Raw genomic sequence first — 12,399 nt, forward strand, 5'->3', positions numbered from 1 at the left:
AGGTATCAGTTACCCCAGGGGTTGGATGGGTCCTGGGATGGCGCGCGCTTTTTCATGCGACGGGCATAGCCCTCTTCGCTGCTGCGCTTATGCCTTTGTTCGCCATCACCGCGGGGCTTGCCGCCAAACTTACCTGCGGGCTTATCTATGCTGCGTTTGGCCGCATAATCAGCCGCCGCTTTAGCCTGCATCTGCTCAATCAGCTCCAGCGTCAGCACCTGTGGCTCGCGGGGTTTAACGCCATGGGCAAAACCGCGCTCTCTGGGCTTCATGGCAAATTCGCGGGCAGTGGCTTTGGGCATACGTTTGAAGCGATACAGGTAGAAGTTTTCAACCTTCTCCCGGGCCCACTCAGTTTTTTTAAGAAACTTAACGCAGCTTTCAATGGAGGGATTTTGGTTGAAACACTGCAGTTTCAGGGCCGCAAACAGAATTTTCCAATCATAAAAGTCGACCAGCTCGGTGATCATAGTCTCCAGCTTTAAGCCGTGCAGTGGGTTGTTTTGTTGCAATTCAATCATGGAATCCGGGCCTGTTATGGCAAAAAAACGGGCGGGCATTCTAGCCTATTGCATGGGTTCAGGCTACAACAGAATAATTGCTAGCCTCAGCCAGCCTGAAAAAACAAAAGCCGGAGTCAGGCACCGGCTTCCATCGATTTTTCATCGCGCTGATCAGCTGGTAATCAACTGCATCACCCGTTTTTCAGACACAGGCACACTGGTGCCCAGCACCTGAGCGAAGAAGGAAACTCTGAGCTCTTCAATCAACCAACGGGCCTGCAACAAATGTTCTGGCACAGGTTGCAAACGAGGCACCTTGGCCAACTGAGCCTCCAGCGCTTCCTGCACTTTCTGAATAACCTGCATATGCAGGCGATCGCGCACAGGGTCAACCGGCAGCTTGTCCAGACGATTTTCAATCGCCTTTAAGTAACGCACCAGATCTGCCATGCGCTGCCAGCCGGTGGCCGCCACAAAGCCTTTGAATACCAGCGCATCGAGCTGCGCCTGAATATCACTCATGGCGAAGGCGATATCAAAGCTTATTTTGCCCTTGAGGCGTTTCTTGATGGCGTTGTAAAGGGTCAGTACCTGCTCAACCTTAAGCGCTATCGCCTCGGCGGTTTCATTCAGCTGCGCCCGCACATAATCACGGCCTTTGTCGAAATCCTCAGCATTGCGAATATCCAGCTGCTTTTCATCCAATAGCTGCTGCACAGCGGCATCAATGATGTCATCAATCAGCCACTGCACCTGCCCGAAGGGGTTGAAGTACATGGCCAGTTTGGCCTTGTTGGGCAAGGCCTGCTGCAGGTGCTTAACCGGAGACGGCATATTGAGCAGCAGCAAGCGGCGCAGGCCCTGACGGTGGACTCTTTGCGCTTCAAATTCGTCATCAAATAATTTGATCGCAACCGAGTCTTTGTTATCCACCAGCGCGGGGAAGGCTTTCACTTCATAGTTGCCCTTGCGCTGCTGATACTGAGCCGGTAAGTCGCCGAAGCTCCACTCGGTAATAGCCTCCCGCTCTATGCCTTTATCCGCCACGTTACGAATAGCCTTGGCCACCACGCCCTGCAGTTTATCCTTCAGTTCATTGATATCCCGGCCTTGGTCGACAACCTTGCCCTGGTCATCCTCCACCTTGAAGTTGATCACCAGATGTTTATCCAGCTGAGTCAAATCAAAGTCATCCGGGCTGATGCGGGTGCCTGTCATGCGCAGCAGCTGCTTGCACAAAGACTCCATCAGACTGGCTTCAAAAGGTTTCATCGCCTGCACCGCTGCGCGGGCATAATCCGGCGCCGGCACAAAGTTGCGGCGCAGGGTTTTGGGCAGGGACTTGATCAGCGCCATGCACTTCTCTTCCCGCAATCCCGGCACCAGCCAGTCAAAGCCTTCTTCATCCAATTGATTAAGCAGCGCTACCGGCACATGTACAGAAACGCCGTCATCTTGAGCCGCTGGCTCAAAGTGATAACTGATGCGCAGTTTAAGATTGCCCTTGTGCCAGTCATCGGGGAAATCCAGCGCCGAAATATGCTCGCCGCTGCGCTTCATCAGCAGCTCAGGATCGAAATTCAAAAGCGCTGGATTGCTGCGCTTCTCCTGCTTCCACCAGCGCATAAACTTGGGCGCGTTATAGATCCCCTGCGGCAGGCGCTCATCGTAAAAGTCCACCAGCACATCTTCGTCTACCAGAATGTCGCGGCGGCGGGACTTGTGCTCCAGCTCTTCCACATCCTCCACCAGCATGCGGTTATGACGGAAGAAGGCCTCATTGGTTTTCAGCTGTCCCTCAGCCAATGCGCTGCGAATAAAGATGGCGCGGGATTCCACAGGATCTATGGGGCCAAACTGCACCCGGCGGCGATTGACAATAGTCAGGCCATAGAGCACCTGATTTTCAAACGCCACCACACTGCCCTGCTTAGCTTCAAAGTGGGGCTCACTGTGGTTTTTCTTCACCAGATGGGCCGCCAGCGACTCCAGCCACTCGGGATTGATTTTGGCGCAGCAGCGGGCGAACAGCCGGGAAGTCTCAGTCAGCTCCGCCGCCATAATCCACTTGGGTCCCTTTTTCGCCAAAGGCGAGCCGGGGAACACAAAGAACTTACGGTTACGGGCACCCAGGTACTCGTTATTCTCCTGCTTAAAGCCGACATGACTGAGCAGGCCTGAAAGCAGTGCCTGATGCAGGTTGTCATAGTCTGCAGGCGTATCGTTCAGCTTCCATTTAAGGTCGTGCACCGCCTGACGCAGCTGGGCATACAAATCCTGCCACTCACGCACCCGCAGGTAGGCCAGATACTCCTGCTTGCAGTTCTTGCGAAACTGGCTGGCAGACAATTCGTGGCGTTTACTCTTTAAGTGATCCCAGAGTTTTATCCAGGAAACAAAATCGGAATCTTTATCAGCAAAGCGGCTGTGGGCCTCATCGGATGCCTGTTTTTTGTCCATTGGCCGCTCGCGGGGATCCTGAATCGACAAGCCAGAGGTGATCACCAGCGCCTCGTGCAGACAGCCATTTTTATTGGCTTCCACCACCATACGAGCCAGCCGCGGATCCACCGGAATTTGCGACAGCTGGCGACCCAGTTGAGTCAGCTGTAACTTGCCCTTGTGATTGTCCACCGCCTGCAGCTCTTCCAGCAGCAAAAAGCCATCTTTGATATGGCGCTCATCCGGTGGCTGGATAAAGGGGAAGCCACTGATATCGCCAAGGCCAATCGCCAGCATCTGCAAAATGACGGACGCCAGATTGGTGCGCAGAATTTCCGGATCGGTAAACGCCGGCCGGTTTTGGAAATCCAGCTCATCATACAGACGAATACAGATCCCCGGGCCGACCCGGCCGCATCGGCCCTGACGCTGATTGGCACTGGCCTGTGAGATAGGCTCAATCGGCAAACGCTGCACCTTGGTGCGATAGCTGTAGCGGCTGATACGGGCGGTGCCCGGGTCAATCACATAGCGGATGCCGGGCACAGTGAGTGAGGTTTCAGCCACGTTGGTGGCCAGCACGATGCGCCGACCTGTGTGGCTTTGGAACACCTTGGACTGTTCGCCATAGGACAGCCGGGCATACAAAGGCAGCACTTCGGTGTCCCGGTAATTACGGCGGTTCAGTTGCTCGGCAGTATCACGGATTTCCCGCTCGCCGTTCATAAAGATCAGAATATCGCCGGGGCCTTCGGCCATAAGCTCTTCCACAGCCCCAAAGATACCGTCCATCAAGTCCAGATCGGCGTCATTGTCCTGCAACAGCGGCCGGTAACGGGTCTCCACCGGGTACGTGCGGCCTGAGACTTCAATCACAGGGGCGTCGTTGAAGTGTTTGGAGAATCTGTCGACATCAATGGTGGCCGAGGTGATGATCACCTTGAGGTCCGGCCGTTTGGGCAGCACCTGCTTGAGGTATCCCAGAATAAAGTCAATGTTCAGGCTGCGTTCGTGGGCTTCATCGATAATGATGGTGTCGTACTGATCCAGCAATTTGTCTGACGTCAGCTCTGCCAGCAAAATACCGTCGGTCATCAGCTTGATGTAGGAATCCGCTTTAATCGCATCGGCAAATCGCACCTTAAAGCCCACGGCATCACCCAGCGGACTTTTCAGCTCTTCGGCAACGCGGCTGGCCACCGAGCGCGCAGCCAGACGTCTTGGCTGGGTGTGACCAATCAGGCCACGGGTGCCCAGGCCCAAGTCCAGACAGATCTTCGGCAGCTGAGTGGTTTTGCCCGAGCCGGTTTCACCGGCGACAATTACCACCTGATGATTGATGATGGCACTGGCAATCTCATCCCGTTTCTGGGATACCGGCAAGTTGTCAGGATACTCAATCTCAGGGCGATTATCCAAACGTTCCCTGACCTTCTCCAGCGCCAGTTGGGCACGCTCTTCAAGGGCAGCCAGCGCCGCGGCCTTTTTCTGTGGATCCGTCTCTTTGTTCAGACGGAATAGCCGACGCCGGATGTAAGCAGCATCAAGTTGAAAACACTGGGCAAGAAATTCCCGGGACAGGGGATGAAGGTCCGGACGCAAAACCAAATTCCACGATAAGCACAAAGTGGGTGGGATCCTAACAACTTGTGCCGGCAATTGGTATCACAAACACGGGCACCGACCGCTGTGGCGGTGAAAATTACACCAACAAAAAGCCCGCTCTCGTTCGGGCGGGCTCAGACAGGCCAGCGATGCTGTCATATTCTCAGGTCTGGTTCTGGTAACACTGCTGCATATACAGGTTCATCGCCCTGAGCACATTACTGCGACTGATGGTGCCCAGTACTTTGCCCTCATCGACCACTGGGTAGATTTTAGGCTTGAGGCCAAGCATCTGCTCCGCCAGCTTTAACATGCTGTCCTGCGGGCTGACTGACAGTACATCCGTACGCATGATATCTGCGACTGTTGCCGTCAGATCGCAGTGATAGCTGCTTTTGAGCATCACAGACAAACAATCCTGCTCAGATAAAAAGCCCACCAGCATGCCTCTGGCATCCACCACAGGCGCCCCCATGTTTTTGTGGGTCAACAGTTTTTCAACCGCGGTGGCCATCGACATCTCCGGGCGCAACAACACCGCCTGCCTATCCATGTAATCACTGATATTAATGGAATCCATATCTTCCCCCTCAGTTAAGGTGTTCCTCTATCCAGTTGCTTCGCTGAATAAAGCCGACAGTTACAGGCGTGCTCTTGGCTAACGGTGATCTCACCTGGGCACTTTCCCAACCACCACTCAACGTTGACCTTATGTCAACTTTGAGTGTAGCCAAAATAGCCGGGATTACTTCGAGGTCCAGATCATCACCTGCGCCGGTTCATCATTGCGCATGGTCGCCCGGTACATACCTTCTGTGTTAAAAGGCGTTGCAATATTGCCGCGGCCATCAATGGCAATCACGCCACCAGTCCCGCCGGCAGTCATCAATCGTTGGTTAATCACTTCATCGGCAGCCTGAATGATGGATTTGTCCTGATACTTGACCCGGGCGCAGATATCGCCGGCCACATGGTAACGGATAAAGTACTCACCATGTCCTGTAGCCGACACGGCGCAAACCTTGTTTTCCGCATAAGTCCCTGCGCCGATCACCGGCGAGTCACCAACCCGGCCATAACGTTTGGCCGTCATGCCGCCGGTTGAGGTACCGGCGGCCAGATTGCCCTGTTTATCCAACGCCACAGCTCCCACAGTACCAAACTTGTACTCAAGATCCAGTGCCATCAGGCTGGCCTGGTAATCTTTACTGGCAAGTTCCTGCTCGGCCAGTTTTTGTCTGGCTTTAAGCAATTGTTCATGGCGGGCGGGACTATCAAAATACTCCTGTGGCACCAGACTATAGTCGCGGGTCAGGGCGAACTCTTCTGCACCTTCCCCAGCCAGCATCACGTGAGGCGAGTGCTGCATCACATCCAGCGCCAGATTGATGGGGTTTTTGATATGTTTCACCCCGGCCACTGCACCGGCATTGAGGGTCTTGCCATCCATGATGGAGGCGTCCAGCTCATGGCCACCGTCAAAGGTATACACCGCGCCTTTACCGGCATTGAACAGCGGACTGTCCTCCAGCACATTAATGGCAACACGCACCGCTTCCAGACTGTCGCCGCCGGACGCCAGCACCGCATGGCCCTTTTCCACCGCCTGCCTGAGCATATCTTCATAAGCTTTAATCTGCTCAGGCGTGAGATTGGCTTTGGAGATGGTACCGGCACCACCATGAATGGCGATGCCAAAGGGCTTTTGCGGCTCACTGGCCAGCGTCTGTGCGCTCAGGGTCATCAGGGCAATAACGGACAGGGCGATTTTTTTCATTGTATTTATTCCTTGGTTACTCGGCCGCAGCATGAATTTTTGCTCATCTCAGGGCGCAGGGAGCGTCGCCAGCGTGACGACAAAGGTTTCTTTGTAGTCATTTATTTCTTTGATTGCAATCACCTGCTTGCCAGCACATGACATTGCGGTGACAATTGGAAGCAGATATTGCAACTGCCATCGTTGGACTCCCACATCCCAATGCTGACCATTCCTAACAGGCCTGCATACCTGCTGTTGTTGCTGGTGCTATTGCTGCCTCTGACCGTTCAGGCCAAAAGCAAAACCGATCCCTGGCTCACCCTGGCTATCAGTGGGGTGGACGAGGCGCTGTCGCGCAATATCTCCGCCCATTTGGGCAGCCTTCCGGAAAGCGAGGCCCAACGCAGAGCCTTTCTGTTCAGTGTGCAGGACAATGTCACCGCTGCGCTGGAGTCTATGGGGTACTATCATGGGGAAATTGAGCAACATCTGGAGCGTACCGATAAAGGCCCCTGGCAGTTAAGTATCAACGTCACGCCCGGACCGGCTGTGAGGCTGCTGTGGGTGGATATCCAGGTAGATGGCCAGCTGCGCAATTCACCTGAATTTGAAAAATGGATTGGCGGCGTAAAAATGTTGCCCGGCGATATTCTCAATCAGGGCGTTTACGAGGATGTCAAATCCCAGCTGCAGGCACTGGCGCTGTCGCGCGGCTACTTTAACGCCAGATATGTGACATCGCGGATCACGGTCAACCGGGATCTGAACCTGGCAACTGTGACCCTGCACCTCAACTCCGGCAGTCGCTATCGCTTCGGTGCCATTCATTTCGAAGGTTCTGATTTACGGCCTGCATTGCTGGAGCAGTTGATCCCGTTTCAGCCCCATGCGCCCTACTCTACCCAGCGCGTCGGCAACCTGAACCGGGAACTGCTGGACACCGGCTACTTTTCCAATATCAAGGTACTGCCGCAAATCGAGCAGGCGAAAAACACTCAGGTGCCAGTCAGTGTGCAACTGACGCCTAAACCAGCCAACACCATAGACCTGGGTGTCGGTGTGGAGATTGGTAACACCTCGGGCAATAAACCTGAGCCCAAGGCAAGCATCACCTGGCGCACACCGCAGATCAACAGCCTGGGTCACAGTCAGGAAACCACCATTGAGTGGTCACGGGATTCGCTGGCGCAGGACAGCTACCGCTTTCAAAGCACCTATACCATTCCCCTGAGTCACCCTCTGGATGACAGACTGCAAATCAAGCTGGGTCTGGTCAAAGACAGATACGGCGTGGTGCAGGTGTATGATCCTGAAGCCCGGGAATTTGATACCACCGGGCAGCTCGAGTCCACTAAAGGCTTTGTGGAAGTGCTGCGTCAGCAAAAAATTGCCAACAATTGGTTGCTGGGCTATTCGGTACAGGGACTGCAGGAGTCCTACACCCAGTCTGGCGAACACTACGATCCAAGATACGTCCTCTTTGGCGCCGGTATTCAAAAAACCGTGCGCGGCGACAACAGTCTGGACCCAAAATCCGGTCATCGAAGTACCTATACGCTCCAGTATGGTGATCCCAACCTGGGCTCGGCGATCCGGCTGACCAAATTGCAGGCCAGCTATCTGTGGGTCGATACATTCTTCACCAAACACAGATTTGTCGCCCGCCTGGATTTGGGGATCAACCTGGTGCCGGATGGCGACTTGGCGCTGGTTCCGCCCTCGCTGCGTTTCTTCGCCGGCGGTGACAACAGTATTCGCGGTTATGGCTATCAGGAACTGGGTCCTACCATAGATACAGTAACGCCTGAGGGCACCCTGCGAGAAGTGATCGGCGGCCGTTATCTGGCGGTAGGCAGTCTGGAATATCAATATTATCTGACCCCTACCTGGCGGGTGGCTGCCTTTATCGATGCCGGTAATGCTTTTGACAAAAATGAATTTAAGCCTGTAGTTGCGGTTGGTCCAGGGCTCCATTGGATTTCGCCGGTCGGTCCCATCAAGCTGGATATAGGTTTTGGTCTGAATAAAACCGAAACTCTGGATCGCAGCTGGCGTATTCACCTGACCATGGGGACTGTGCTGTGATGACTGACAAATCTCTATCAGATCAGCCGGAGCAAGCGGCACTGCCAGCCCGAAAATCCCGCAGTTTGCCGATTCGGATATTGCGCAACAGCATCAGGCTGGTTGTGTACCTGCCGTTATTGCTGCTGGTGACTGTGGCGCTGCTCATCGGTACTTCTTTTGGCAGCAGGCTCTCGGTCATGCTGGCCGATGCCTTTGTGCCCAACCTTGAGATCAGTTATCTCAGTGGTCGTCTGAATAAAGATTTAACGCTGGCACAGGCCCACTGGTCGATGGACGGCATCAAGGTTGATGCCACAGATCTGCACCTGGCCTGGTCTCCGGCTTGCCTGTTGCACAAGCAGGTATGTGTTAATCGACTGGCAGCCTCTTCCGTATCCGTCAACATAGATACCGATGCGATTTCCTCCGGTGACAACAACGAGCCCGACGCTGACACTGATGATTCAGCGCCGGATTCACCGCTGGAGCTGCCCATTACGATCAGCCTGAATGACAGCCTGCTCAAACAGGTCAACGTCAGGGTCAATGACATGCATTTCAATGCCGATGAGCTCAGTGCGGCCGCCGACTGGCCAATTTCCGGTATCCGGGTGCACAAACTCAACAGCAAAGGCTTGTTGGTTGATATTCCCCTCGCCGCGGAAGTCTCAGCCGCCAAAACCGATGACAAGCCGCCAAAAACCGGCGATACGTCTGATGATGCCGCACACTGGGCCATGGCGCACCTGCCGCGGGTCTATAACCCGGTACCCGTGATTGTAGAAGCATTGCAACTGCAGGACAGTACACTGACCCTGGGGACGCGCACCGATAAATTCAGCGAATTGAGTCTGCAAGGCGAGTATCTGGGTACAGACATTCATGTGCAGGAATTGCATGCAGTGCATCCGATAGGCAGTCTGTCGCTGAAGGGTAACATCCAGTTGGACAAGCACTATCCGATGGATTTCGATATCGAGGCGCAGCTGACAGCAGATAGCCTGCTTGATGGACTGGACCACCAAACGCTTGAACTCAGGGTCAATGGTGATTTTGCAGACCTCAAATTGCAGGCCAAAGGTCAGGGAGACACTGACTTTACCCTATCAGCCAATGCTGCACTGGCTAATCCGCACATTCCCTATCAGGTCACACTGGCCGCCGAGGCGCTCAGATGGCCGCTGAATGCGCCTGAATATCAGGGACGCAGGCTTAATCTGCATTCCAGTGGCGATTTAACAAGCCAGTTTGCGGTGCTATCCGGCGACATATTAACCCCTTACTATCCTCAGGCGCAGTTTGCATCCGAGCTTAGTCACACAGATCAGCAGCTTACGCTCAGACACCTGCAACTGGTGGCTGGCGAGTCATCGCTGCACCTGTCCGGCAATCTGGATTACGCCCCTGGCAGCGACAAGCAGCCTTTGCGGCTTGATTGGGATGTCGCGCTCAATGGCAAACAGTTAAATCCCGCCCTGGTCATCCTGCCCGGAGAGCAAACACTGCCCAAGGGCAGGATCACTGCTGATATTGTGAGCTCAGGCAAGCTAAGCGGCAAAGACTGGCAAATTCAGCTGCCCCGGCTGTCACTTTATGGCTTGCTGGATGGCTACCCTTTGGATTTGTCCGGGGCGCTGTCGGTGGACAGCAAACTGCACTTTAATGCCAGTGCACTTAAACTCAGTGCTCTGGGTGCAAGCCTGACGGCAGATGGCAGCACCGGCGAAAACTGGGACCTGACCGGCCAACTGACAGTTCCGGATCTGTCTCCCTGGATGAAAAATGCCAAAGGCAGCATTCAGGCAGATCTCAGGGTAACGGGCAAAGAAGATGCCCCGCGTCTGACTCTGGATGGCGAGATGAAACAGGTTGGCCTGAATGAACTTGAAGTGTCCCATCTGGCAATCAACGGCTGGCTGGATCTGCTTGGCCAGCACGACTACAACCTCGCCATTGGTGGCGAATCACTGACATTCGATGCCCACACACTCAACACCCTGACGCTCTGGAGTCAGGGGAATCTCAATCAGCAGCAATTGTCGCTGACAACCCAGGGCGACTTACGTCTCGACACCCGTATTGACAGTAAATATGACGATAAAAAACAAAGTGTTGCTGCAGATATCAGTAGGCTGGATATCACTACGCTGTTGGGTGACTGGCGCCTCGATAAGCCTGTATCAATGAACTGGAATGTCAGCCAGCAGCAAGGACAGATACCTCCCTTCTGCCTGCAAAGTCAGGACAACCAATTGTGCCTTGAGGAAACTGCTCGCATCGGCACCAAGGGCCAGGCAGCGGTTGGCTTTAAAGGCGATCCGGGCAGCATTGCCGCGCCTTTGATGCCACGCCAGCTGAAATGGCATGGCCCGGTGATGCTCGACAGCCGGATATACTGGCTACCGGGTCAACGCCCCAGTGCCAATATACTGCTGCAGTTAATGCCCGGCAGCATTACCGTTACCCGTAAAGAGCAGCCTCCTGCGACGGTGGAATACCAGGGAGGTCAGATTGTTGGCTTGCTGAAAGATGATTTACTGACGCTTAATGCCAGTCTGGATGCCGGCACACTCGCCGCCCTGTCCAGCAGGCTGCAGGTCAGCGTCAAACCGGATAGAGCGCTCAGCGGGGATATCCGTATCGATCACCTGCAGCTGGCTGGTCTGCAGGTATTTATGCCGCAAATTGAAACGCTGACCGGCGAACTGACCAGTGACATTTCACTGTCCGGCAGTCTTGGCCATCCCAGAGCTGAAGGTAAGTTGACTCTGAGCAAAGGTTCGTTTTCCGCTGCAGCCAACCCGACACTGATGGAAGATATTAATCTGGCAGTGAATTTTGGCGGGCAGCAGGCAACGCTGAGCGGCGATTGGCGTATGGGCAAAGGCACCGGTGAACTGGGTGGAGGGCTGGACTGGCAACAGGGTAAGGCCAATGGCACAGTCACCATCAAAGGTGACAACCTTGAAGTGATCGCTCCTCCGGTTGCCATCGTCCGGGTTTCACCGGATTTGACCATTTCACTGAACCCCAATGGTACCCATGTGGCCGGGAGTATCACAGTGCCAGGCGGCGACATCAAGATAGTACAGATGGCAGCAGGTGGTGTGCCACTGTCTTCCGACGTGGTATTCCAAGATTCCATCTCTGAGGCGGCAGCAAAATCCAAGCCCTACCCCATCAGTGCGGATCTGAATATCCGGGTTGCCGATCGGGTCAGTATCAGCGGTATGGGCCTCAGTGGCAATCTGGCCGGGACGCTGACGCTGCAACAGCAGCCATCCCGCCCACCGCTGCTGTTTGGCGAAGTGCAGGTACTGAACGGCGCCTATCGTTTCCTCGGACAACGACTGCAAATCAGTACCGGTGAGCTGCAATTTGTTGGCCCCGCTGCCGAGCCCAGTTTGAATATTGAGGCCGTACGGGTCGTCAAGGATGAAAATGGTGATGTTACCGCCGGCATCCGCGTCACCGGTACCCCGGCCCGCCCTCAGGTAACGCTGTTTTCCAATCCGGCGATGGAGCAGGCGGAGATCCTGTCTTATATCATCAAAGGCAGCGGCTTTAATGACAAGCAACAGAATGATGCGCTGATGATGAGCGCGGCCCTGACCCTGAGTACCCAACTGGCTGACGGCGCAATTGGCAATATCGGCAACGCCGCCACCAGTATGGCGGAAAAAATAGGGATTTCAGATATTCAACTCGATGCCAACGATGATGGTAAAGTGGCGATCAGTGGTTATATAGGCGACAGGCTGATGGTGAAATACGGCATCGGGGTGTTCAACCCTGGCTATGAGCTGACCGTCCGCTATTACCTGCTTAGCCGACTGTACCTAGAGGCCGTATCTGCCACACTGGACCAATCGCTGGATCTGTATTACAGCTTCGACCTGGATTAATCCCACTGCGTATAGTTCTGGTATAGACCTAGAATAGTGCTGTAGTCATCGCACCACCAGGACCACGCCAGTGTGGTTATTATCCGAAGTCCAGCCATGCCATTGATGGCCAAGTATA

6 protein-coding genes are annotated in these 12,399 nt (G+C 54.5%); 2 read left to right on the plus strand and 4 right to left on the minus strand.

Annotation, left to right across the window (positions count from 1 at the left end):
• Positions 1 to 5: 5 nt before the first annotated feature.
• From ACRRUX_RS17205 to ACRRUX_RS17220, 4 genes are all read right to left on the minus strand, one after another.
• Complete coding sequence (locus tag ACRRUX_RS17205; protein ID WP_432532589.1) at positions 6 to 521, minus strand: VF530 family DNA-binding protein; 516 nt, start codon at positions 519 to 521, stop codon at positions 6 to 8.
• Between the two features lie 153 nt (positions 522 to 674).
• The gene (hrpA, locus tag ACRRUX_RS17210; protein ID WP_432532591.1) at positions 675 to 4,547 is read right to left on the minus strand and encodes an ATP-dependent RNA helicase HrpA; all 3,873 of its coding nucleotides are present in this window, start codon (positions 4,545 to 4,547) and stop codon (positions 675 to 677) included.
• Between the two features lie 166 nt (positions 4,548 to 4,713).
• Positions 4,714 to 5,130 carry a CBS domain-containing protein gene (locus ACRRUX_RS17215; protein ID WP_432532593.1) on the minus strand — a complete coding sequence of 139 codons (417 nt, stop codon included), beginning with the start codon at positions 5,128 to 5,130 and terminating at the stop codon, positions 4,714 to 4,716.
• 165 nt (positions 5,131 to 5,295) lie between these two features.
• A complete protein-coding gene (locus tag ACRRUX_RS17220) occupies positions 5,296 to 6,294 on the minus strand; it encodes an isoaspartyl peptidase/L-asparaginase family protein (protein WP_432532607.1) in 999 nt (332 codons plus the stop codon).
• 234 nt (positions 6,295 to 6,528) lie between these two features.
• Between ACRRUX_RS17220 and ACRRUX_RS17225 the strand changes: the two genes are divergently transcribed.
• Together ACRRUX_RS17225 and tamB are read left to right on the plus strand one after the other, a co-directional pair.
• On the plus strand, positions 6,529 to 8,394 hold the full coding sequence (locus tag ACRRUX_RS17225) for an autotransporter assembly complex protein TamA (protein WP_432532595.1): 1,866 nt from the start codon (positions 6,529 to 6,531) through the stop codon (positions 8,392 to 8,394).
• Positions 8,394 to 12,281, plus strand: a complete 3,888-nt coding sequence (gene tamB / locus ACRRUX_RS17230; RefSeq protein WP_432532597.1) for an autotransporter assembly complex protein TamB — start codon at positions 8,394 to 8,396, stop codon at positions 12,279 to 12,281. Before ACRRUX_RS17225 ends, tamB begins: the two co-directional genes overlap by 1 nt.
• Positions 12,282 to 12,399: the final 118 nt, after the last annotated feature.

This window comes from Shewanella sp. GXUN23E (genome assembly GCF_050865035.1).
Lineage (GTDB): Bacteria > Pseudomonadota > Gammaproteobacteria > Enterobacterales > Shewanellaceae > Shewanella.

What these genes read in the sequence shown, in the direction of transcription:
- ACRRUX_RS17205 (WP_432532589.1), bottom strand. Translation starts at nt 521, where the DNA reads ATGATTGAATTGCAACAAAACAACCCACTGCACGGCTTAAAGCTGGAG.
- ACRRUX_RS17215 (WP_432532593.1), bottom strand. Translation starts at nt 5,130, where the DNA reads ATGGATTCCATTAATATCAGTGATTACATGGATAGGCAGGCGGTGTTG.
- ACRRUX_RS17220 (WP_432532607.1), bottom strand. Translation starts at nt 6,294, where the DNA reads ATGACCCTGAGCGCACAGACGCTGGCCAGTGAGCCGCAAAAGCCCTTT.
- ACRRUX_RS17225 (WP_432532595.1), top strand. Translation starts at nt 6,529, where the DNA reads ATGCTGACCATTCCTAACAGGCCTGCATACCTGCTGTTGTTGCTGGTG.
- tamB (WP_432532597.1), top strand. Translation starts at nt 8,394, where the DNA reads ATGACTGACAAATCTCTATCAGATCAGCCGGAGCAAGCGGCACTGCCA.